Below are 25,744 nucleotides of genomic sequence, written 5' to 3'. Positions count from 1 at the left end.
GCGGTAGGCTTATTTTCTACCTTTGTGCCGCAATTTTTAAAAGGTAACTGTTACACGATGGGCAATAACAAGGAAGATGCAGCGCTGGTGAAATTGCTGGAAGCAGGCGAACAAACCGCCTTTGTTGACATCTATCATAAATATAAACACGGCGTATTCCGGAATATTACACAGATGGTGAAAGATCCCATGATGGCAGAGGATATTCTGCAGGAAGTGTTTCTGACAGTATGGAATAAGCGCACAGAAATCAGCACCATCAAAGCTTTGGGAAACTGGATTTTTGTCATCAGTTATAACAAATCAATCGATTACCTGAAAAAACGTGTCCGCGAAAGTAAGGTGGTGGAACTGATGGCCGAATGGCCGGAAGATAGCCTGAACCTGGCCGGAGAGCCCGAAGAAGATGATGATTATTATGAAAAAGTAGCCCTGTTACATAACGCCATAGAACGCCTGCCCCAACAGAAAAAGAAAGTATTCCAACTATTTCGCTTCGAAGGCAAATCTCACGAAGAAATTGCCACCATTACCGGTATCAGCATACAATCTGTAAAAGACTACCTCAAGCAATGTACCGCCATGTTAAAGAAATACCTGGATGAAAATGCGGTTAAAATGCCGCCTTCTTCCCGTACACTTTTGGTAGCATTGGCTTGTAATGCTTATTGGATAAGCGCCTGAGGAAAATTACATCTTGTTAACAATTCCTTAATACTGAATATTATCCCCTATTTCACTTCCTGCAGTCTTTACTACAAAGAGCATGGATGGAAGAGCTAAATAAACTCATTGCAAAATACCGGGAAGGCACTGCTTCAGCAGCTGAGCTACAGCGACTGTATACTTTGTTGAACGAAGGGAATCCCGCGTGGAAACAGGCCCTGGAGGAAGCGTTTCACCGCGCGGTAGACGAGGAAGTATCCACATTATCACCCGAAGCAGATCAACGCGTACTGGCCCGCTTGCTGGCCGCTACCGCCCCCGTTTATGTAGCTCCTTCACCTAAACGCCTATACGTTAAATGGGCGGCCGGACTCGCAGCTGCCTGCGCGGCAGCGCTGGTAATCGTTTATATATGGCCGTTAGTATCCGCAAAAAAGGCAGGAAATGCTACCGGATATGCGGCTACCCTGCCAACAGATTCCATTTTTACCGCCGATGCCACTATCACCTTATCGCTGCCGGATGGTTCCGCTGCGCGGTTAATGAAAGGCAGCGTGCTGCGCTTTTCCAGGGTTTTTGGTAAGGCAGATAGAAATATTCAACTACAGGGAGATGCCTTTTTCTCGGTGGTAAAAAATCAGGAATTTCCCTTTACCGTTACCTGTAACGAGATAAAAACCACGGCGCTGGGAACAACATTCCGGATCAGTGCCCCTGCTCACAACACCGTGCAGATTCATCTGCTGGAAGGGAAAGTGAGCGTAGAGCCTATGCGTAACGGCTATACGAAAAAAATCATCCTCCAGCCGGGACAAGTACTGCAAGTGAAACCGGCAAATTTCGAAACAGTTTTCTTACAGCATAAAACCACTATACCAGCGGTTGCCACACCAGCCAGCCACCATCATGCCGCCACCAGCACCGCAGGCGGACTGAATTTCAAAGAAGAAACATTAGGTAATATATTCAGCGTATTAAGTCAACAGTACGGTAAAAACATTATTTGCGCCGATGAAGAAGTGGCCGCTTATCATTTTACAGGAAGCTTCCCTGCCAGTGGAAACGGGCTGGAAACCATTCTGCGCACGTTGTGCAGCCTGAATAAATTGAGTTACACCATCAGCGATAACAACATTTACATTCATAAACAATAAATCTTCCGGAAAAAGACCGTAGCAAACATTGCTGTCACAGCGATATGGATATGCTATGTCTAAAACGAAACAGCATCATGAAAAAGCGTAGTATCAACCTCCTTATTTATCTTTTCCTCGTTCTGCTTTCCACCGCAGCATCCGCGCAGGTGGCCCTGTTAAGGGGAACTGTACTGGACGAAAAAGGCAGCCCGGTACCAGGGGTGTCGGTGGTGGTGAAATCAGGTTTGAAAGTAGCGGCAGCTACACAAACAGATACCACCGGGGGATTTTCATTCAGTAACTTATCCATTGGCGTTAGTTATGATCTCACCTTTACCAGCATTGGGTACTTACCTTACCAGGAAAAAGATACCCGCCTGTCAGAAAAAACCAACACGCTGCTGGTAAGACTAAAAGGCGATCCCGCTATCCTGAATGAACTGGTAGTAGTAGGTTACGGCAACCAGCGCAAAATCACCCTCACCGGTTCTGTGGCTTCTATTGAAACCAAAGAGCTGAAAGCTTCTGCTGTGTCAAACCTCACCAATGCGCTGGTAGGGCGCCTCCCGGGCCTCATTGCGCGCCAGTCGACCGGCGCCACCGGGCAGGATGGTTCCAAATTATGGCTAAGAGGCCAATCCACCTACTCCAGCAGCAACAACCCGCTGATCATGATTGATGGGGTACCAAGAGAAGGTTTCGAATTCATAGATCCCAACGAAATTGCCAATATCACCATTCTTAAAGATGCTTCTGCTACTGCTATCTATGGTGTGCGTGGCGCCAATGGCGTAATACTGGTCACTACCCGCAGAGGAGAAACCGGCAAACCTAAAGTGCAAATCAACGTAGAACAGGCCGTGAAAACACCGATGAAACTGCCTAACTACCTGCGTTCGGCCGACTTCTTCCGCCTGCGCAAACAAGGCTTGCTCAATGATGGCGCCAATACAGAAGCTTCCCTGTATACCGATGACTATATCAACCGCTACGATCCTTCCTTCAACTGGGCCGATAGCCTCGAATACAAATACCTGTATCCGAATGTGAACTGGATAGACGAACTGCTGAAGCCCGCTTCCTACCGCACCGTAGCCAATGCCAATATCTCCGGCGGCAACAGCGGACTGAAATACTTTATCTCCGGTTCGTACTTCCATGAAAACGGTATCTATAAAAGAACCGCCGACATGCCCGGATATAACACCCAGGACGTAGAAAACCGATTCAACTTCCGTTCTAACGTAGATGTGAAACTGAGCTCCTGGTTATCTGCCGAAATGGGATTATCTACCATTGTACGTAACCAGGTAATGCCTGATATCTATCAGAACGAATTCTTTACCATGCTGAAACAAACACCTCCCTATGTAATGCCGGTAACTAACCCCAACGGCTCTATTGCGGAAGTGGCCAACTATAAGAACCCTTACGGAGAGCTTACTGCCAGAGGCTATCAGAAGCCTAACTCCTTTTATGCGCAGGGTACGGTAGGCCTCAGCGGTAGCCTTGATGCCATCATGAAAGGCTTGTCGGTTAAAACCCGGTTTTCTTTCGATGCTTTTAATGCGAATGGTTATTATCGCTCACGTAAATATTATACCTATACCTATCAGGGAAATAATAAGTACCAGATTTACAGCAACGGACAGGATTTCCTGAACTATGCCCTGTACAACCAGAATTACTATTATAACGTAAACCCCGAATTTTATCTGAACTATTCCCGGAAGTTCAACAAGCATAATATTTCCGGTATGTTGTTGTACCTGATTACTTCCAAATCAGTACGCTCTACCAGTGCTACGGGAGCATTACCTTATCGTCAGCAGGGCTTAACCGGTCGCTTTGGTTACAACTATGACGACCGCTACATCGCTGAATTCAACTTCGGTTACAATGGTTCGGAAAACTTCGCGAAAGGTCATCGCTTCGGCTTCTTCCCGGCGGTTTCTGCTGCCTGGGTAGCAAGCAGAGAGAAATTCATGGAGTCATCAAAAGGCTGGCTGGATATGTTGAAAATACGCGTGTCTGCCGGTGAAGTGGGTAATCAGGACCCTGGTACACGTTTCGCTTACCAGAGCAGCTGGAATACTAACGCTAAAGGCTATCCGTTTGGTACCAACTACGATAACGTGATGCCGGGTGCAGTGGAATCTACCGCCGGTAATCCACTGGTAACCTGGGAAACCGCCCGTAAGTTTAACGCCGGTACCGATTTCTCCGTGAAAAACGGTTTGTTCACTTTCACCGGTGATGTGTTCTATGAACATAGAACAGGTATCTATCAAACATCTTCCCCTATTATCTCCGGCTTCCTGGGACTGGTTACTTTCCCTAAGTTAAATGGTGGTATTGTAGATAATCATGGATTTGAATTTGAACTGGGCCATAGAAACCGGTTAWCGAAAGATTTCAAATATGAGGTAAAAGCTACGTATTCCTTTGCCAGAAATAAGATCATCAAATACCTGGAAATACCGATGCCCGACAGAACCTGGCAGCAGGTGACTGGTACCCGCATTAATTCTATCAACAGTTATGTGGCAGATGGTTACTTCCAGTCTAAAGAAGATATCGCCAAAGGTCCTAATCAGAGTTCGTTTGGCGTAATGCAGCCGGGCGATATCCGTTACAAAGATCTGAATGGCGATGGGGTGATCAACAGCTATGATCAAACTTATTTAGGCAACAAGGTGAGCGAACCGGAACAAATCCTGGGTGTATCGCTGTCGGCTTCCTACAAACGGTTTGATATTTCTGCCTTGTTCCAGGGTGCTTTCGGTCGCTATATTGATGTAGCAGGTCCGGCTATTTTTGGTCCGCAGAATGATTTCTCTAACCTGCTCACCGACTGGAAAGATAACTACTGGACACCAGAAAGACCAGATGCGAGATATCCCCGCTTAATGGCGTTGAAGAATGTGGTGAACACCCAACATTCTACGCAGTGGCTCTGGAAGGCAGACTATGTACGCCTGAAGAACCTGGAAATTGGTTATAACCTGCCTGATAGCTGGATCAATAATATCGGCCTGCGGAATGTTCGTGTCTATGTAAATGGTAACAACCTGCTGACCTGGACTACCCTGAGATTATTTGATCCGGAAGAAGATAACGCAACGCCTAACTATCCGCTGGTACGTACTTACAACGCGGGTCTGAGTATTTCCTTCAAGTAAAAGATTTGATTATGTTTAAGATGAATACCAATAAAAAAATTGCTGCATTTTTGTCGCTCTGCCTCTTAATGCCATCCTGTAAAAATTACCTGGATATTACACCAAAGGAATTTTATACAGAAGCAGATTTATTTGCCGATGTATCACAAGCAGAAAAAGAAGTAGCGGTACTGTATGGTGATCTCAACTGGGACTTTGATGGTACCCCGGATGGTGCTATTCTTTCGCTGGTATGTGATGAAGGCTATCCTACGCAGACACAGGCCAAAGCGAACAAATACATTACCGGTGGCTGGACCAGCACCAACGATGACATGCGTATCTTCGATCAGATGTACCGCGAAATAAGGATCGGTTATCACTTCCTGAGCAACATCGATAAAGTACCGGTAAAAGATGATAACCAGGCTACGCAATATAAAACTGTGATCATTCCCCGATACAAGGGAGAAGTGAAATTCCTGATCGCCTATTACTATTTCCTGTTGTTTGAAAAATATGGTGGCGTACCTATCGTGGATCATTACTTCACCGTGAATCAAAACGAGGAAGCGCTGAAGCTGCCCCGGGCAACGGTAGATCAAACGGTCGCTTTCATTATCCGGTTATGTGATGAAGCTGCCGCCGCATTGCCTGCTGAGTATGCCGATCAGGATGTAGGACGTGCTACCAAAGGTGCTGCGCTGGCATTAAAAGCGAAGACGTTATTATATGCTGCCAGCCCATTATTTAATGGTGGCGAAATTGATAACACGCCTGTTGCTGTAGAAGGAGCAAGCGTGAAGACCACCATTTTAGGCGTGAAGAACCTGGATGGTACGCTGATCTTCAATACCACCTATAACAAAGAAAAGTGGAAAACCGCGTTGGACGCTATCAAAGTAGTGATGGACCTGAACCTGTACAGCCTGAGAGCTAACCGCCAGGAACTATTTTATAAACGCGATTATAAAGAAGTGATCTGGTTTAAACAAGGGAGCCCAACCCCGGGGACTAACTGGGAAGCAGGTACCATGCCTACCGGTACCGACTATGGTGGCTCCGGTAATATCAGTACACCACAGGAAATGATTGATGCCTATGAAATGAAAAATGGGTTGCCTATTTCAGATCCTGCCTCCGGCTATGCGGAAGGTAGCTTTGTAGACACCGCCATGAAGGTATTCAGAAACCGTCAATGGCAAACGGTAACGGTGAATATTAACCAGATGTATTATAACCGTGATCCGCGGTTCTACACGGATCAGTATTTTAATGGTATGCCATTGCTGGGGAGAAACGTGATCACTGAATTCAACAACACATTGGGCAGTAACCAGGATGGCTGGGGCAAAAGTGGACAGAGCACCCGCACTGGTTACTATGTACAGAAGTGGAATGATCCTACGCAGAACCTGAAGGACCGTCCGAATACCAACTACCGGAACTTTCCATTTATCCGTTATGCAGATGTGTTGTTATGGTATGCAGAAGCCATGAATGAATACTTTGGTCCTAATACGGAAGCATTCAATGCCATCAACCAGGTGAGAAGCAGGGTCGGGATGCCATCGTTGCCGCTTACCACTGCTGACAACACTAAGCAAGGCTTGAGAAAACGTATCCAGAATGAAAGGAGAATTGAGCTGGCTTATGAAGGCGCCCGTTATTATGATATCAGACGTTGGTTAATAGCCACGAGTTCGGAACAAATGAAGATGACAGGTTTGAGTATTATGGAGAAGAAAGATAAATTCTATAACCGTATTCCATTACTGAGTGGTACCCGCGTATTCCCGGTAAATTATTACCTGTCGCCAATTCCATCTTCTGAAACAGCGATTATGCCTACGCTGACACAGAATTTTGGTTGGGGAAGATAGTATAGAAAGAATTACGAATTTGTGGGTAGATATGAGCGAAGGTGATTTTCGCGTTTACTATCTACCCACAAATCCGTAATTCGTAATTCGTAATTTATTTTGTGCTCACTTCTATCGTGCCGCCATTCTTAAATAAATCATGCGACACAAAGTATCCTTTATTTTCCTGTCCGTTTACTTTGATACCCGTCAAATTTCTGCCTGTGGCGGGTCTGGAAATGGTGAGCCATTTTCCGGTGGCCGTTTTCCATTTCACTTCGTCAAAGAGGGGAACGGTGACGAGGTAATTGGGGTCAGTAGCTGAGTAAGGATACAAGCCTAGGGCGCTGAATACATACCATGCCGACATTTCACCCGCATCGTCCATGCCGCAGAGGGCAATGCCATCATCGCCGATGCCGTATAGGGTATTCAGGATGGTGTCAATGATATGTTGGGATTTCGCCGGCTTCCCTACAAAGTAGTAGGCGAAAGGCGCTTCGTGGTCTGGTTGGTTACCATGGCAGTACTGGCCTATCATGGTTTCTACGTTTCTGGCAATATAATGTGGGTTCCAGGGAACGGTGAACAAGGAGTCCAGTTTGGATTCAAATGCATCCGCACCGCCATACAGCGCAATCAGGCCGGGCATATCATGTGGTGCAAAGAAGGATACCTGCCATGCGTTGGCTTCGCGGAACATGTATTCATAGTAAGGATACTGTGGGTTGAATGGCTCAATCCAGCTGCCATTGGCCAGTTTACCCCGCATAAACCGGATAGACGGGTCAAATACATTTTTATAGTTTTTTGACCTGGCCATGAGAATGCGGTAATTGGCGGTGTCCCCCAGTTTTTGCGCGATCTGTGCTACAGAGTAGTCGTCATACGCATATTCCAATGTTTTAGATACACCAGCTTTTCCCTTGCTTTCTACATGTGGATGTTGGATATCCGGATCGGAAATAAATCCTTTCTCGATATATTCTTTGATGAAAGGTCTGGCGCCACCTTCTACATTGGCGTTTTTCAGCAGTATTTCATAGGTGCCTTTGATATCGAATTTATCAATACCACGGAGGTAGGCGCCGGCAATGGAGGAGGAGCCGTGATCGCCATGGAAAAAAGTAGGGATAAAGCCTTTCTTATCTCCCACATCCTTCATCGACTTAATCACATCCAGGGTAACCTGTGGAGAGATCAGTCCCAGCAGCACATCTTTATTCCGGTACGTATCCCAGAGAGAGGGTTCTGTATAGTAATTAAAATCAGTTTTTACTACGTTGTGTTTGGTGTCGGTGAAGTCGCCGTTCACATCGCTGCGCAAGGCAGGCCAGAGGAAGGAGCGATACAGACAGGAGTAGAACATGCCTTTTTGTTTTTCTGTGCCACCTTTCACCTGTATAGATGACAACAACGTTTCCCATTTTTCGGTGGCTTCCTTACGGATATCACTAAACGTTTTTTTGCCGATTTCTTTTTCCAGGTTTTCTTTGGCATTCATGGTGCTCACGAAGGAGATGCCTATTTTCATTTCTACCGGGCCGGTACCGTCTACCAGTGTGACTATAGCATAGCCATCGGCATTGCCTTTATTAGGAATATTGAGCTTGGCAATATTGGTGTTCAGGATGGCGTAGAAGAAGATACGTTCACCTGTTTGTTGGTAGCCTTGTAGGGCATTATTGCCTACTTTTTCCATATCCCAGCCATTTACGTGGTTATTGGCTTTGGCCAGGTCAAACAGGATTTGGCGTTGGTGGGCGTCTTTGAATTGATATTGGTGGTAGCCGCATCTCAGGGTGGAGGTGAGGCGTACGTCTACATGATAGTCATCCAGGTATACCTGATAATATCCGGGTGCGGCGCTCTCCTTTTTATGAGAGAACCGGGAACGGAAGGTTTCGCCGGGATGAGATACCGGGAGCACCGGAATATTACACAAGTTCCAGTGTCCTTTGTTGGTATGGGTAAAGCTGTAAATGATGCTGTCTTCATATTGATAGCCGGCGCCGGAGCCATAGGCGGTCATGGGACTGAGTTGTACCATGGCGTTGGGTAATGAGCTGCCGGGGAAGGTGAGGCCAGCCCAGGATCTCCAGCCTTGTGGCAGTTCATAGCCGAGGATTTTAGGATCTGTGAGAGGTGCGGTACCCACAAACGTATTGACATACTTTGTATAAGCCGTTTTCGGCTGACTGCTGGCGGTTGCAGCCAGCAACAAGAATAATAGAACGTGGAATCCCTTCATGATGCACTTGTTTTTGTTTCGTAATGAGTATCCTTTTCGTGTGTTACAGGATTGCTAAACCGATTTAGGCACCGATAAATGTATTCAAAAAATAGTATTAATCAAAGCGATGGAAACGCGGTTGGCATAGAATAACACTATTTACAGGTAATTTACTATTAAAAATAGTTAATTAGATATTCAGCTAGTATTAAAAGAAATACTACTTTAGGTTATTCATGACCATGAGCAGTAAAGCAGCTGATTATTCTTCTTTTTGGGCATTGGGGGATCTTGCCGTATTTAAGCAGATGATGAAGGCATTTAGTCCTTCATTACGCTATTTCGCGTGCAGCATTGTGGGTAATGAAGCGGAAGCAGAAGAAGTGGTAGCAGATGTATTTATCAGAATATGGCAACAAAGAACGAAGGTAATCCCGCCTGATAATGTGCAATACTATCTTTTTAAAGCTGTAAAAAATACGGCGCTTAATTATTTAAAGCAAAATGGGCGCAGGCAAACACACCTGGCCGCCTGGGAGGTGGAAGTGAGCCACCACCGTGCACAAAGCCCGGAAGATATCCTGATCAACAAAGAGCAGCTGGATCATATACAGGCCGCTATTCAATCTTTGCCGCCCCGTTGCCGGCAAATTTTTGTACTCGTAAAAGAAGAAGGCTTTTCCTATGAACAGGCCGCCACCCTGCTGGACCTGTCCAAAGCCACCGTCAATGTACAAATGACGATTGCCCTGAAAAAGATATGGGCCGCACTGGGATCTACCCTGAAATATTCCTACTCTTAAAAAATTTTTTTCTCCCGCTTAATTGTTTTTCTTTCGGGGGTTGTCTTATTACTACAATCATCGAAAAAATACACCTTTTGTAAATGACCCAACGGTTATCGGAGTTATTGGCCCTGCACTGGAGCGGAGAAATTTCCGCCGCTGAAAAAGCGGAGCTGGACGAATTATTACTGCAACATCCGGGCGACTGGCTGAAGGCTGGTATGCTGGAACAGCTGTCGTTCCGCAAAAAAATGGATGCTGACGAGGCCGATACCGACAGGTTGATGGCGCGGGTAAGTAATGCTATAGGAGATGAATACCTCGACGCGCCTGCGGTGATTACGGAGCAGCCGAAGCGGCGCTTTCAGGCCCGCAGGGTACTTGTTCCCTTGCTGGCACTGATTTGCCTTGCTGGCGCCGGACTTGGGTATCTTTATTGGCAATCGTCTTTTCCGGGATATAAAATTGTGACCACAGATGCTGGTATGAAAACGAAGATTCGTTTGATGGATGGCAGTACCATCTTACTAAATGCCGGCAGTACTTTACGCTACCGGGAGAAAATGGATAAAGACGTTCGGGAAGTATACCTCGACGGAGAAGCTTTTTTTGATATTAAACATGCCGCCAGCCGGCCTTTTATTATACACGCGGAAAAAATGGATGTTCGGGTACTAGGTACCAGTTTCAACATTCGCTCTTATAAAGAAGAAGATTTTGAGGAAACAGCGGTGATTTCCGGCGCGGTAGAAGTAAGGGTGAAAGAAGGACAGCAGGTACTGCGGGTAGCCCCCAACGAAAAAGTATTGCTGAGAAAAGCCTCCGCCACCACCGAAAGTAAACAGGCCAGCTATAACAACCACGGAAAAGAACAACTTGTTATTGAACGTCAGCCATTATCACCTGTTTCATCAACAGATAGCAGCCATGTGCTGGAAACTGCCTGGATCAATAATCAACTCATATTTCAAAATGAAACATTATCCGTTCTGGCGCAACGACTGGAGCGCTGGTACGGGGTGAAAATCGCGATCACTGATCCGCAACTGGCAGCACTGCGATTCTCCGGGCGGGCCGACAATGTATCAATCGAAAAACTACTAAACATTTTACAGGAAATTCAACCATTTAAATATTCCATCCAGGGGGATGTAATAACGATTAATTAAAATCTTCCAGTATGAGTATCAACACCATAATTGGGGAGCGACCTCCCTAGCGGGATTGCTATGCCGGTTAGTGTCGGCCATTTTATTACGAAAGGATTCCACATTTTTATTGAGTCTTAATAAGAATTTTCCAGGTTATGAAAAGAAAAACGCAACGAACAACGTTTGAGCTACCATGTTATGGAAGAAAACTACTACTGATGTTTAAATTTACCTGCTTTCTGATCGGCCTGTTTTTTCAGGTATCTGCATCAGGGTATTCGCAAAATACCGTTTCTGTTTCCTTTGTAAAGGCAGATGTGGAGAAGGTATTTCACTATCTCGAAAGAAAATCGGGATACACCTTTTACTATAGTAATACCGCTATTGAAAAACTGCCGCGACTGAGTCTCACCATGGAAAAGGCAGATATCCGCGATGTATTAAACGAAATATCCCGCCAAACCGGCCTGCACTATGCCATCATGGAAAACAACATGGTCGTGTTTAAAAACGCCGCAGAACAAATCCGCACGAAAAAAATCACCGGTAAAGTACTGGACGAAAAAGGCCACCCGCTGCCCAATATTACCGTACAGGTGAAAGGCACTACTACCGGCACCCTGACCACGGTAGATGGCCTGTTTTCCCTGCAGGTGCCGGATAATGCGGTGTTGGTGATTTCCGCTATCGGATTCCTGAAACAGGAAATAGTGGTGTCAGACCAAACATCTATTACCGTCGTGCTGAAAGATGATGTAGCAGGATTGAATGAAGTAGTGGTAGTAGGTTATGGCACACAGGAAAAACATAAACTCACCAGCGCCGTAGCCACTGTTTCCGGCGCTGATCTGAATAAGCGGGTAGCTACCAATCCCGCCTCATTGCTACAGGGCCAGCTTCCCGGTTTGCAGGTAACACAAGGTTCCGGTGAACCCGGCAATGAAAATGTACAACTGCGTATCCGCGGTGTCAGCACCTTCAGTGGCGCCGGCAATGATCCGCTCGTAATCGTAGACGGACTCCCCGGTGATATGAATGCTTTGAACCCAAACGATATTGAATCCGTTTCCGTGTTGAAAGACGCAGCGTCTGCGGCCATCTATGGTTCGCGTGGCGCCAATGGCGTGATCGTTGTAAAAACGAAAAAAGGAAGGGCAGGCTTCTCCCTTACCTATGCCTATAACCTGGGTATCTCCAAAGCAGCGAAACTGCCGGATGTAATCAGTAACTCAGCAGAGTATATGTCGTTGTCCAATGAAGCACGCGCCAATTCTGGTTTGCCCGCCATCTATAGCCAACAGCAGATAGACCTTTACAAAAACGCCACCGACCGCGTGAAATACCCTAACCACAACTGGCTGGACGATATTTTCCGCACCGGTTACACGCAGAACCACTACCTGAATATGAGCGGTGGTAAAGACAACACCAACTACAGCCTGGGCCTGGGTATCAGTAATCAACCCGGTGTAATGATTGGCTTCGACTACAAGAAATATACCCTGGACCTCGGCCTTAGCTCCAGGGTTAATAAAAGAGTGACGCTGGGTACCAACATACAAATGCGCTACGCCAACCGGAAATATCCTGAAAATGGCGCCGGTGATATGTTCCTCTCTGCCCTGGCACAGTCGCCGCTGTACCCCGCTTCCTTCGATGGCAAATGGATCAAGAAAGCCTATAACAACGAGCTGGGTAATAAAAACCCCGTGGCTATTGTGGATGAAGACATACGGGTACGCACCAACGATTATTATGTACAAGGTAATTTATCGCTCGATGTGGATATCATAGATGGCCTGAAATGGGAAAACCGCGCGGGCATGAACTATGATAACTACAAATCCAACGATTTCAGACCGGTAGTGCCTACTTATTACTTTAGTGATATGAGCTCCGCCGGCTTGCTGGATGATGGCACGCCGGGGCTGTATGTGAGCAACACAGGATACGTCTACACCGTGTATTATAGCCAGTTTACCTACAAGAAAAAATTTGGGCTGCATAACCTGAATGCACTCGCCGGTTTCCAACAGGAACAAAATAAAGCTGATACCCTGGGTGCCAGCCGTACCCAGTTTCCGACCAACTCCCTGAGAGAACTGGATGCTGGCCCTAAGGATGGACAAACCAATAACGGTACTTCCGGACAATGGGGCATCAGCTCTTTTTATGGCAATGCCAACTACGACTATAACGATAAATACCTTTTCGGCGCCAGTGTACGATATGATGGTACGTCCAGGCTGCCGTCCAACACCCGCTGGGGTTTGTTTTACTCCTTCTCCGGCGCATGGAGAATTTCGGAAGAAGCATTCCTGAAAAAAGTATCCTGGATCAATGATCTGAAATTGCGTGCTTCCTGGGGACAACTCGGTAACCAGAATATTGGAACGTATCCATATCAGTCTACGCTCAGTAACGCTCCTTATGTATTCGGTTCTAATATAGCTACGGGTTTCAACGGCCGCCAGATCATATTCCCCGACCTTACCTGGGAAACCACCCGCGTATTGGATTTTGGTATAAACCTAACAGCCTTCGATAACCGGCTGACCATTACMGGCGACTGGTTCAATAAATACACCTTCGATATTCTCCGCAACTCCCAGGTGCCGCTGTGGCTGGGCTTAAACGCACCTATCGTCAATAACGGCGCGGTGAGAAACAAAGGATATGAAGTGAACATACAATACAACGACCGTATCGGCAAAAACTTTACCTGGTATGTAGGCGCCAACTTCCAGCATTATAAAAACATATTGGAGAAATATGGTAAAAGAGATATCATCGGTAATAATATCCGGGAAGAAGGACATCCGCTGGATGAATATTACCTGTACCAATGGGATGGCATTTTCCAGAGTGCAGATGAAATCGCAAAATCTCCTAAACAACCAGTAGACGCCAAGCCCGGAGATTTGAAGATAAAAGATGTCAACGGAGACGGCGTGATTAACGACAAGGACCGTACCTACACCGGTGGAAAATATCCTACCCTGCAATATGCGGTGAATCTGGGCGCCTCCTGGAAAAATTTCGACCTGAGTGCACAATTGTATGGCTCTACCGGACAGAAAATTTATGTTACCGGATGGGGAATAGAACCGTTCAGACAAGGGTCTGTGCCTACTACAGACTGGCGCAACCGCTGGACCCCCGAACATCCGAGTACAACAATGCCACGGATATACGTCGCAGATAATTATGCGCCCGTGCAGTACTATCAGTCTACCTACTTCCTGAAAGACGCTTCTTTTCTCCGCCTGAGAAATCTGCAACTGGGCTATAGCTTACCTGCTGCTACCATCAGCCGTATCGGTATGAAATCATTGCGGGTATTCTTTACCGCCGACAACGTATTCACCATCAGTAAATTCCCGGGCCTTGATCCGGAGCGTGTAGGGGATGGCAGTTATGTGACCTATCCGCAAACTAAAACTTACACATTTGGTGCTACCGTACAGTTTTAATTTTTCCTGTTAAATGATTCAGTTATGAAAAGATATCAGCAATATATACTAATAATAGCAGGTGCTTCCCTGATGCTGTTCAGCGCCTGTAAGAAAGCATTGGATCTTACGCCTCCGGATAAACTGGCTACCTCCCTTTTCTGGAAAACACCGGATGATGCCGACAAGGCACTGGCCGGTTTATATAACAATCTGTACGCAGGAAGCGGAGGATACGCTACCTCACAGTTTACCGTTTTTGCCTGGGACAATTTTACGGATGACTCCTACGGACAGTATAATTACGGTGGAGGTACCAATGCCCTTACCTCTGGTATTACACCGCAATCAGGTGATTTCGTAAGATCTTATTATGATAACAGTTACCAGGCCATTGCTACCACCAATACATTCCTTGCCAGAGTGGGCACGGTACTCAGTGGCGATAAGCTGGCACAATACAAAGGAGAAGCTTATTTCATGCGGGCTTTCAACTATTTCTGGCTGGCCCAGCTTTATGGCAATACAGTATTGACTACAGAAGATCCTTTCACCGTAGATTATACTTCTTCCAGGGCAAAATCTCCCCGGGCAGATGTGTTAAAACAGGTACTCGCTGACCTGGATGCTGCCATTGCAGTATTACCAGATACCAGCTATTACAATGGCCACGCCGTGAAAGCCACTGCGCAGGGATATAAAGTAAGGGTACTGATGTTCCAGAAAAGATATGCGGAAGCAGCTGCGCTGGCAAAGGACATCATGACCGCCGGCAAATTTAGTCTGAATCCCAGCTATCCCGGTAACTTCTACAAGCCTGATCAGAATAACAGCAAAGAGATCATGTTTTCAGTAAGATATATGCGTCCTAATATGCTGCACCAGGATGTGGCCATATCGGTGAACCTGCAACGCTGGAAAGGAGAACTGGCTACCCAGGACCTCATTGACGAGTACGAAGCCGCAGATGGTAAAGACACGGCTTCTTCCAGCGTATATGTTCCGGGTAAACCCTACGAACACCGCGATCCACGCATGCGGATGACGTTCTTCTTCCCTGGTGATACCAAAGCACAAGGCTGGCCATTTACCGGCGATTTGTCTATCGCTACTCCCGGAAAAGATAGCTGGATAACAGGATATTATGCCGTGAAAAAATGGCTGGACCCTTCGTTGAGTGATCCGGACTATGGCACCATTGATGACAATGATTTTGTACTACTCCGTTATGCAGATATTCTGCTGATGTATGCAGAAGCCCAGAATGAAGCTGCAGGCCCTGATGGTACTGTATATGCAGCCATGAGAGCAGTGCGCAACCGCGTTGGGATGCCGGATCTTCCTGCCAACTTATCGCAAACGGATATGCGTACACGTATCCGTCATGAAAGAAGAGTGGAATTTGCTTTGGAAGGATTGCGTTATTTCGACCTGAGAAGATGGGGAATAGCTACCCAGAAATTAAATGGATTTGTTCCCAATCCATTACATCCGGATATCAAAACAAAGTACAAGGATAACTATGAGTTCTGGCCTATTCCGCAAACGGAAATAGATCGTAACTCACCAGTGCTGATCCAGAACGACGGATATTGAGTGTGAATAGCTACTATTTGAATGAGGTCGTCTCCCAAAAGGAGGCGACTTTTTTTATGTCACCGTTTATAACAATGGCCGGGGTAATAGTTTTTAATGATAGCGATATAGAAATTTGTATGTACGGTTTCATTTTCCTTTGAAGTACTTTTGCAGACCAAACTGATTGTAGCAACATTTAAACCCGGAAATCATGAACAAGAAAATAGCCCTGGTTACTTATCAACAGCAAGCACGGTACAATGAAGGCGTTACAGAAAGCGAAGATGATCTGTTACTGAAATTCCTGCAGGAGAAAGGGATCGATATCACACCGGTGGTATGGAATGCCCCGGAAGTAAACTGGCAACAGTATGATGCGGCCATTATTAAGTCGCCCTGGGATTATCATGATCAGATTGATACCTTCTATGCCTGGTTGAAATCAACCGAAGCCGCAGGCGTGCAACTACTCAACTCCGCCGATATGGTGCGTTGGAACAGCAATAAAAAGTATCTCCTCGAAATAGCAGCTGCCGGGTTGCCGATTATCCCGAGCCAGTTATTACCGCAAGGCACTACACCCGACTGGCAGGCCTTTTTCACCTTGTGGAACACCGATAAAATTGTAGTAAAACCCTGCGTAAGCGCTGGCGCAAAAAATACCGTGTTATTGTCGGTGAACGATATTGCCGCCAAACAGGCATCCCTGAATGCTTTACTGCAGGCAGAAGATTTCCTGGCACAGCCTTACCTGAAAGAGATTGAAGAGGGAGAGTGGTCGTTTGTTTTCTTTGGTGGAGAGTTTAGCCACATGCTGCTGAAAACCCCTAAGCAAGGCGATTTCCGCGTACAGCACTACCATGGTGGCACCTTTAAACAAGCGGCAGCAGGTGAGGTATTTATAAGCAAAGCGCAAAAATATGTGGATCAATTCTGCAAAGGCTCATTGTATGTGCGGGTGGATGGTGTGATTAGCGCTGATGAATTTTACCTGATGGAGTTAGAGGCGATAGAGCCTTATCTCTTCCTGAGCATTGCCACACAAGGATACGAAAATTACTATCAGGCGTTGAGAAAGCTGTTAGCTGTTAGCTTTTAGCTTTTAGCAAATGCAGCGAAGATCAACATAACATTATCTTCGCTGCATTTGCTAAAAGCTAACAGCTAAGCGCTTTTTGTCAATGCCGCTTCATATTTCTCTCTCAGTACTTTCCCCAATGATTTCTTTTTCAATTTCGCTTCTATCCAGGCGGAGAAATCAAACAGTTTTAACAGCTGCATTTCATACTTATCTTCCTTAATTTTTTCAAAGCTGCTGCTCATTTTTTTCCAGACGGTAGCGGGTGGTGTAGATACTGGAAACAGTCGCCCGTTACGTAGAAATTTGATGATCGTTTTTTCCAGCAGGAAAGATCGTTTATTATCAGGTTGTAAGTGCCGGCGAAAGGCGCGGGTTTCATAGCGGATGTACTCGTAGTTTCCCAGCTCATAATGCAGTAAGAGATGTATCAGTTTGAAGGTTCGGAAGATAGGTAGTTCGCTGTAGAGATTACCTTCCTGTAATACTTTTTCCAGGCTTTCATGGGCGCTGTTAATATCTTCATTGCCCAGGTGTACCAGTGCCAGGTAAAGATAAATTTCTGCCTGTTTGCTGATATCCAGCAGATGTATTTTTTTGAGTAGCAGGGGTGCGTATTGTTGTTGCAGTGCCAGTGCTGCAGGGAAGTTGCCGCTATCGATATGACTGGTAAGTTCATAGATGAATACCAGTCTTTGTATCATCACTTCGAGGTAGGGCGCTTCACTTTTAAATTGCCGTATTTTATCGAGGAACTGGGAGAGTTCTTTATAACGCCGGGTGGAGCGCAGGCTGTCCAATATGCCTTCGAGTACTAACAGGTGATCGATGGGGGTATCGATGCTGAGTTGCCCGGGTGTTTGCAGGAGGTTGTTGAGTGTGTAAAAGTGTTTTAACGCGGCGTTGTAGTTGCCGGTGATCAGGGCATAGTTGGCCTGGAACAACAAATGGGTATTGGTGTTGGCGGTAGTTTTGCTGGTGAGCTGCTGTTCTTTTTCCTGCAGGTGGTGCACAATTTCTTTCTGACGCAGGGTTCTCACCGCGCCTTTGTAGAGCAGGTGATGCCGTAGTTGTTCATACAGGGCAGCATGTTCGCGGGTATGTGCAATACGTTGCAATACTTCGTTTATGCGTGCCTGTTTGTACAGCAATGTTTTTTCTGAGGTATCCGGGAAGTTAAGCAGATGGAGTGCTTTCATTTCCTGGTTCAGCGCCCATAGCAGCAGTTCCTGCTTTTCTCTGGCGCTGGCGGTGTCCTGTATTTTCCGGAGTTGCCGGTTGCCTTCTTCATACAATGATTTTTCGAACAGGATTTCGGTTTTCAGTAAGCCTGCGGTGAGCATGGCGGTTTGACTTTGTTGCAGGTGCAGGTGCAACAGGCAGTCCATGATGATTTTATAGAGGTATTTGCTGCACACATCATAGGAAATGCCGGGGTGCTGTTGGGTAAAAGTGGTTTTCACGGCAGCGGCATTTTTAAAGTGGCTATGCTCCAGGAGGTCAAACAATTTGACATAGTCTTTGCTGCCCCGCTGTAAAGAGGAATATAGCCGGAAGTATCTTTTCTCCGCTTTAGTCAGCGTGTTGATAAGTCTGATAAGGATATCAGCTTTAGCCATAGAATGACGGTTTAATTTTTCGACATGATTTGTACGTATTCATAACAGGGAAATGGACATGCAGGAGGGGAAGAAAAGTAAGGAAGAGTGGGTTTAAGGTTTATTTGGTTCTCCTTTTTTGTCATAGTGTTTTGTCCGATAGAAAATTATTGCATGAGCAATTTAAACGAAATAATAGGGAAAGCAAGGGTAGGGGATAAAAGTTTTGATCCGGAGAGGTCGTTTTCTTTGGGATTATCTGTTTTGTACAAAAAAGACCATTTTTTAGGCCCTAATTAATCCTTAATTGTGGGGTAAATATAAGCCTGGCGGAGGATCGGGGAAATGTAAACCCTCATTTTGGGATTGTCTTTTTAAAATAAAAAAAGGTAATTTTTTTWAATAAAGGCTGATTAAATTTGAACCGTTATGATAGACCCGTGAAGTAGTTTTAGCCCGGAAGAAATGATTACCTTGTTTTAAATTCACGTTACGCACAACCAGAAATCGCTATATCATCTTTTTTAATCAATCAAATAAATCCTAGCATTCAATGTAGAAATTTCACCGACACCCTTATCATTGTCTTTGTCCGCGTCTTTATTGCTAAATCGATTTTTTGTAGCTGCCAGGTGTTTGGCTTGTCCGTTTTGCTAAATCGATTTATTCACGCAGGGAATGTAAAGTAAGGAAGAAGGTTAAAGGCGCATTCAGGAGCCATTTTCAGTTTTATTTCCACGGTATGACAGCCCTTGCCTTTGCATTGACTGCTGTAATGCTTACCTGGCGTTTATGTTCACGTAACCGGACCCCGTAATGGCATCATTACGCCCGCTTACGAAATCGATTACTTAGCAGGGAACTGCTACCGGCGCCCTCGTGCCACGCCTATTTTAAAATATTAAAACTATGCGATCATTTGTACGGATGTTTATCCCGTGCCTGCTGTTGTATTGTGTTGCATCTGCACGGGCCGGTCATGTTTTTGATGAGTTAACGTATAAGGCTATACGTTGTAATCCGGATACCGGTAACCGCCCGCCCACAGCGGTCGATACCCTGCCGCCTACCGTGATTCCTCCCGGCAAAAAACAACCGCCGGGCGATATCTCCCTGGAACGCGAAACCCGCTATCCTCACCCTTCTCTCCAACATCTCCTGAAAGGAAATGTTGCCGGCGTATACGCGTCCGAACCCAGCGGCGAACCCGGTACCCTGCAACACTTTTTCCTCAGAGGTACCGCCATCCCCTTTATCAGCAGCAAAGACGTATACGATGCACAACCCACCGTTATACTCGACGGCATCCCACTCATCATGGACCACCCGTTCGCTTTTGATATACAACGCTTCGACTACAACCGCATCGGACCCGCTACCAATCTCCTGGCCGCCATAGACCCGGATAACATCGCCTCCATAGAAGTGCTGAAAGATTTTGGAGAAGCCGCTAAATATGGCCCCCGCGCCGCCAACGGAGGCGTTATCCTCGTCACTACCAAACCACCGGTAACGGGTAAACGCCGCATCAGCTTCAACACTTACTTCGGATTCGCCCCCGCACCACATATCACCACCCGCAACGCCCGCACAGAAAACGCGTTCCGGCAACAGTTCTACGATAAATACGCTACCACCGATCAATTGCAAAGTTATCCGCTCTACCTGCGCGACTCCACTAACAACGCCTATTACGGCCCCTCCAACTGGACGGACCTATATTATAAAAACAGTCCGGAATACGGCGTCAATGCCAGTCTTTCCAGCGGCACAGAACGCGCCAACTTCCTCTTCGCCATCGGCAACCGCCGCAGCGCCAACCCCGCCGACGCTACCGCGCTAGATCGCTACAACGCCATGTTCGAAATCAATATGGTGCCCCTCAAAGGCTTCAYCATTTCTTCCATGATCAGCGCTACACGACTGGAACGTAAACGCAATAAGTCCCTGCGCGATCGCTTCGCGGAAATGCAATACCTGCCCGACCTCAGCAACCCGCTGTCGCCCAACAAAGACAACTACCGCCAATACCTGAACGAATATTCCAAATCGTTCGATGATAATAAGACCAATGAGGTAAACGGCTACTTTAAGCTACACTACCGCATTTCGGACGACTGGCAAATTACTTCCAATTTTGGATTTGATTATAACGAAGGACTACGTGACATCTTCTATCCCAGCACCCTGCTGGAAACGGTGAACTATGTGTCCAACTACTTTGGCTATAATCAACGCGTCTTCTTCAACAATACCGTGGCCTTCCATCATACCTGGAATAAAACGCATAGTGTTAATATCGAAGCCGGAGAAGTGTTTCAGGCAGATTTTAATCGCTATAACTATGCCTACGCCTATAAAGGCCCTAACGACCTGATTAAAGTGAACTTACTCAACTCAGATAATACACAACCGAATTACCTGAGCCTGAAAGCCTTTGATCATGCGTTAACCTTTATGTTCCTCGACCAGCAGAAGCACCGCCTGCTCTCGTTCTACGGCCGCGCCGCATATAAATACAAGGACCTGTTCGATGTATCCGTATTACTGAGAGACGATGGTTCCTCCAGTTTGCCCACCAACACCTGGTGGCTTTTGTCGCCCACCTTTACCGCCGGCGCAAACTTGAAAAATGTGTGGCTGGCCGACAATGATGCCATCAACACCCTTCGCCTGCATGCCAGCTGGGGAAGGGTAGGGAGACTGATGACAGACGACCGTTTCGGAGAAGGCACCCAATATACGTCCGACCTCTCTTTCAGCAACAACCCGGTGAAGTTCTCCTACAACGGTTTCCCCGGTATGAGCCGCGCGTATACCTCCGGCTATATTGGCAACGATATCAAATGGCCTTATACTGATCAACTGGACATAGGACTCAACGCCGGCTTCTTACAAAACCGCCTGCAGGTGGCCCTGGATGTGTACGACCGGGTAGATAAAAACATGATCATCGGTGTTCCCTTCTCCTCAGAATATGGTTATAAAATGCAGTACAAAAATGGCATGAAGGTGAGCAACCAGGGCATCGACCTCACGATACAAGCCACTGTATTACCCGCAAGTTCCAAATTACAATGGACTTCATCTCTCAATATCAATTATAACAAAAACAAACTGCTGGCTTTACCCGACGGCCTTTCCGAACTGGTAGTGGGTGATGGCTCCAAACTGCTGAAAGTAGGCTATGGCATTGATCAGTTCTGGGTACTCCAAAATAAAGGCATCTATAACAGAGACGCTGATATTCCTGTGAATCCCGCTACTAAAAAAGGCTTGAACTATCAGGGCATTCCGCTGGTGGCCGGAGATCCACGCTGGCAGGACACCAACAATGACTACGTCATAGATGATAAAGATAAAGTGCTGACCGGTCATGCGCTGCCAGTGGTTTCCGGTGGATTTACCAACGACTTCACCTGGCGCGGATTTACGCTGAGCTGCGCTTTTTACTATGCACTCGGCAGAAAAATCATGAATGAGAAAATGGCCAATCGCTTCGACTTCATTAACCGCGAAGGCAAGATAGATATGAGTGCCATCAAGGAAATTTCTTTCTGGAGCAAAACCGGCAACTACGATAAATACCCGATTTATAATCCATGGAGCACCGTAGATCCGTACCGGTTAGACCAGGACCTTTTCCTGGAAAATGGCGCCTTCCTTAAGCTACGCAGTCTTTCCCTGCAATACGATATTACCAGCGCCCGGTGGTGGAATAAGAAAACACATATTACCCGTTTATCCGTGTACGGTACCGCCAGCAACCTGTTTACGATCACGCCTTATACCGGCGGAGACCCCGAACTGGTGAACTACAACGGGTTTGATACCGGCTACGGATTACCCATCCCGAAAACGTATACCATCGGATTTAAAATGGATCTATAAACGGCAAAACAGACTGAAATGAAAAAAGTATTGATTATAAGTGTCGTCCTGTGCAGCCTGATATTTTCCGGTTGCAAGAAACTGCTGGACGTAGAATCGTCGCATGTGGTATCAGAGAAAAATTTCTGGAATTCCCACGAAGATACCCGTGCTGCCTTAATCAGTGTATATGGCCTGATGCGCGCTGCCCTGGCAGACAACAACGCGTTCTGGATGTATGGAGAATTGCGCAGCGGTGATTTTGTAGCCACCCAGCGGCAGGACCTGAAAGCCGTGATCAGGAATGATCTCCGGGCAGCTTATCCATTGTTGCAGTCGTTGTCCGACTGGCGCCGGTTTTACGCAGTCATCAATTCGGCTAATATGTTCCTGGAACATGTGGGCGAAGTGAAGGCAAAAGATCCTAAATATTCTGATCAAAATATGCGTGTGGATATTGCACAGATGCACTTCATGCGCGCCTATGCCTACTTTACTTTAGTAACTATCTGGGGAGATGTACCACTCATTACTACTTCCCATGATGGGGAATTCAGCAACAAGCCCCGTGAAAAGAAAGAAGCCGTACTGGCATTTGTGGAAAAGGAATTGTTATTATCTGCCGACGACCTGCCTTACAAATACAGCCAGAATGATCCGCAGCAACTCGGCAACTACTACAATGAAAGCAGTGGTCGCTGGATGGGCGCCCTGGCCCGCAAACTATCTGCTTATGCGCTGTTAGCCCATGTGGCGGCGTGGCAGGGAAAGTATGCAGATGTATCAGTATACGCACAATTTGTGCTGGATAATTACGGTAAAGCCGGTAGTTATTATGTAGGTACAGATGAACTGGTAAGAGGCAACGGCTTCTATCACTGGAAACAGGACAATCATATCCTCGGCTTTAACTTCGACTGGGGACATGTAGATGAATCTTTCTCCGGACATCTGGAAGAGCTCACACTGGCCAAGCCCGTGGTGAACAAAGATGTACCGGATATCTATATTCCCAAAGCCACTATTCTATCTGTATTCGATCAGCCGGTAGATGAGCGCTTCAGTTTGGATACCCTCACCGGCGCGCCCACCTCGCAACGATATTTCACCAGCTTCAATACACTCATCCCCATCTTCAATAAAATAAAGGTGATACAGGATGGCAATACAACAGATCCTTCTTTCCGCATCTTCTCCAGCACGATTATCATTACCAGGCTGGAAAACATCACGTTGCTGCAGGCGGAGGCCCAGGCGGTGAACGGACAGCAACAGGCCGCCATCGACTTGTTAAACACTATCCGCGACCTGCGTAAAATTAAACGCTATGACGCTTCGGTGGAAGGAGACCTGATTGACGCCATCTTTAAAGAACGCCGCAAAGAGTTGATGGGAGAAGGGTGGCGCTGGTTTGACCTGATACGCTACAATAAAATAAAACAAAATGATCCCGCCTTCATGCAACTCATTGCCAACGGCGGCATTTTCTGGCCTGTATCGAAAGATATCCTGACACAGAATCCTTTGATCAGGCAAAACCCTTATTGGCAATAATCTAAATGAAGCAAAACATGCGTAATAGGAATATCATGTTAAGTCTGCTCGCCTGCTGCATGGCGGCCATCCTGTTGCCAATAGGTTGCAGGAAAAATGATGGTGATTACAATTATCAAAATCAGCTGAAAGCCTTTGATGGCACCATATACGATTTCCTGCACCAGCAGCAGCAATACGACTCTTTCCTGCTGGCAACAGACCTCGTACATCGCAGTGATTTACTCAAAAATAAAGATAGCCTGTTCACCGTTTTCGCGCCTTCAGACGCCAGCTTCCGCCAGGCCCTCGAAAATATGAACACCCTCCGCGGTATACAGGGACGCCCGTTGATGAACCTCAGCGCACTGCCGGCAGAACAGCTGGATTCGCTGGTATGCCGCTACATTATCCGTGGCAAATGGGCCGCGGATAAAATGAAGCTGCAGGATGGCGTCATTCTCTGGACGGTAGACGACTACCCTATGCACGGCAAGTTAAATCAAACTACCGCTGAAGGCCAGGTACAGGGCGGCCCCGGCGTCATTGAATTCAGTGATACCAAAAAAGTAATCTATACCAATCGCTGGAGCAATACCAACACCGTTGCCATCGACATCAATACAAAAAATGGCTACGTGAACGTACTGGAGAAAGATCACATGTTTGGCTTCGACGAATTTATTGCCCGCATGAACCCCACCAACTCCTACCCCTGGACGGGAGAACCCATGTGGATTCCCGGCACCATCGGATTGGAAATGTTTGATCGTGGTGGTGAAATGGTCGCCTACCACGACCGGTCCCGGGATAACTATGGCGGCCAGTTCCGACCCGCTGAAAGTGTAGATATCGCCAATGCAGAAAATGGCTATAAAATAGGCTGGACAGAAACCGATGAGTGGATGAACTATACCGTACAGGTGGCAGAAACCGGCGACTATGATATGATCCTTCGATTTGGTACCAATAATGGCGATGGTCGCCTGCACCTGAACCTGGATGGTAGGTTTGTACAAGGCAGCCAGTTATTCCTCGCCAATACCGGTGGGTGGGACCGCTACACCGATATCAGAAGCGTAGTAAAACTGGAGGAAGGAAAGCATGTGCTGACCCTCTACTACGACTATGCCAGCTATGACCTGCGCTTCATCAAACTCATGCCTAAAAACAGGCCTATTCCTATTCCGGGTTTAGTACAGCTGGAAGATTATAATCCAGGGGGAGAAGGAGTAGGTTATCACAACACCACTACACACAATGATGGTGGCCAATATCGCCCGGACGATGGAGTAGGTATTGCTTACGCACCACATGAAGGCGGCGGCTATGTGATTGGCTGGACCCGCGCCGGCGAATGGCTGGAATATGATGTGGATGTAAAAACAAGTGGCTTCTACAACGTCACCACGTTGATCGGCACCGCGGAAAGCAGTAAGAAAACCTTCCATATCGAATTCGGCGGGGTAGATGTAACAGGGCCTGTCAGCGCCGTGAATACCGGTGGCTACGATAAGCGTACGGCCGTTACCGTATCTGTTCACCTCACCAAAGGCAAACAGAAAATGCGCTTCGTAATGGAAACCGGCGGATATGATGTGAAGTCGGTGGCTTTTAAACTGGTGAACTAACGTTTTAAAA

Annotated in this window: 14 protein-coding genes; 12 read left to right on the top strand and 2 right to left on the bottom strand. The window is 46.7% G+C overall.

Features of this window, described 5'->3' with window-relative positions; translation table 11 throughout:
* The first annotated feature begins 57 nt into the window (after positions 1-57).
* The 4 genes from AC1DFM_RS23860 to AC1DFM_RS23845 all read left to right on the top strand — a co-directional run bounded on the left by AC1DFM_RS23860 (position 58) and on the right by AC1DFM_RS23845 (position 6,846).
* Positions 58-684, top strand: coding sequence for an RNA polymerase sigma factor (locus AC1DFM_RS23860; RefSeq protein ID WP_477079273.1), 627 nt, complete (start codon positions 58-60; stop codon positions 682-684).
* 86 nt (positions 685-770) lie between these two features.
* Positions 771-1,820, top strand: a complete 1,050-nt coding sequence (locus AC1DFM_RS23855) for a FecR family protein (RefSeq protein ID WP_477079272.1) — start codon at positions 771-773, stop codon at positions 1,818-1,820.
* A 77-nt stretch (positions 1,821-1,897) separates the two neighbouring features.
* Positions 1,898-4,984, top strand: a complete 3,087-nt coding sequence (locus AC1DFM_RS23850) for a SusC/RagA family TonB-linked outer membrane protein (RefSeq protein ID WP_477079271.1) — start codon at positions 1,898-1,900, stop codon at positions 4,982-4,984.
* A gap of 11 nt (positions 4,985-4,995) precedes the next feature.
* Positions 4,996-6,846, top strand: a complete 1,851-nt coding sequence (locus tag AC1DFM_RS23845) for a RagB/SusD family nutrient uptake outer membrane protein (RefSeq protein ID WP_477079270.1) — start codon at positions 4,996-4,998, stop codon at positions 6,844-6,846.
* 94 nt (positions 6,847-6,940) lie between these two features.
* Here the strand turns inward: AC1DFM_RS23845 and AC1DFM_RS23840 are convergent, their stop codons facing one another.
* The gene (locus AC1DFM_RS23840) at positions 6,941-9,076 is read right to left on the bottom strand and encodes a GH92 family glycosyl hydrolase (protein ID WP_477079269.1); all 2,136 of its coding nucleotides are present in this window, start codon (positions 9,074-9,076) and stop codon (positions 6,941-6,943) included.
* A 224-nt stretch (positions 9,077-9,300) separates the two neighbouring features.
* Between AC1DFM_RS23840 and AC1DFM_RS23835 the strand changes: the two genes are divergently transcribed.
* From AC1DFM_RS23835 to AC1DFM_RS23815, 5 genes are all read left to right on the top strand, one after another.
* Positions 9,301-9,861 (top strand): RNA polymerase sigma-70 factor, encoded by a 561-nt coding sequence (locus tag AC1DFM_RS23835; protein ID WP_477079268.1) that lies wholly within the window; start codon positions 9,301-9,303, stop codon positions 9,859-9,861.
* An 83-nt stretch (positions 9,862-9,944) separates the two neighbouring features.
* Positions 9,945-11,012 carry a FecR family protein gene (locus tag AC1DFM_RS23830; protein ID WP_477079267.1) on the top strand — a complete coding sequence of 356 codons (1,068 nt, stop codon included), beginning with the start codon at positions 9,945-9,947 and terminating at the stop codon, positions 11,010-11,012.
* Positions 11,013-11,212: 200 nt separating this feature from the next.
* Positions 11,213-14,467 carry a SusC/RagA family TonB-linked outer membrane protein gene (locus tag AC1DFM_RS23825; RefSeq protein ID WP_477079266.1) on the top strand — a complete coding sequence of 1,085 codons (3,255 nt, stop codon included), beginning with the start codon at positions 11,213-11,215 and terminating at the stop codon, positions 14,465-14,467.
* 24 nt (positions 14,468-14,491) lie between these two features.
* Positions 14,492-16,042 (top strand): RagB/SusD family nutrient uptake outer membrane protein, encoded by a 1,551-nt coding sequence (locus AC1DFM_RS23820; RefSeq protein ID WP_477079265.1) that lies wholly within the window; start codon positions 14,492-14,494, stop codon positions 16,040-16,042.
* 193 nt (positions 16,043-16,235) lie between these two features.
* Positions 16,236-17,123, top strand: a complete 888-nt coding sequence (locus AC1DFM_RS23815; RefSeq protein WP_477079264.1) for an ATP-grasp domain-containing protein — start codon at positions 16,236-16,238, stop codon at positions 17,121-17,123.
* A 65-nt stretch (positions 17,124-17,188) separates the two neighbouring features.
* Here the strand turns inward: AC1DFM_RS23815 and AC1DFM_RS23810 are convergent, their stop codons facing one another.
* Positions 17,189-18,721: a hypothetical protein gene (locus tag AC1DFM_RS23810; protein ID WP_477079263.1), complete on the bottom strand. Its 1,533-nt coding sequence runs from the start codon at positions 18,719-18,721 to the stop codon at positions 17,189-17,191.
* Between the two features lie 888 nt (positions 18,722-19,609).
* Between AC1DFM_RS23810 and AC1DFM_RS23805 the strand changes: the two genes are divergently transcribed.
* Genes AC1DFM_RS23805 through AC1DFM_RS23795 form a run of 3 tightly spaced genes read left to right on the top strand, consistent with a single transcriptional unit; the run spans position 19,610 to position 25,734 of the window.
* Positions 19,610-22,591: a SusC/RagA family TonB-linked outer membrane protein gene (locus AC1DFM_RS23805; protein ID WP_477079262.1), complete on the top strand. Its 2,982-nt coding sequence runs from the start codon at positions 19,610-19,612 to the stop codon at positions 22,589-22,591.
* 18 nt (positions 22,592-22,609) lie between these two features.
* Entirely contained in the window at positions 22,610-24,124 is a 1,515-nt protein-coding gene (locus AC1DFM_RS23800; protein WP_477079261.1) for a RagB/SusD family nutrient uptake outer membrane protein, read from the top strand.
* A gap of 17 nt (positions 24,125-24,141) precedes the next feature.
* Positions 24,142-25,734 (top strand): carbohydrate-binding protein, encoded by a 1,593-nt coding sequence (locus tag AC1DFM_RS23795; RefSeq protein WP_477079260.1) that lies wholly within the window; start codon positions 24,142-24,144, stop codon positions 25,732-25,734.
* The last annotated feature ends 10 nt before the right edge of the window (positions 25,735-25,744 follow it).

The organism is Chitinophaga sp. 05T412, assembly GCF_056396465.1.
This window is presented reverse-complemented; position numbering and strand designations above follow the sequence as displayed.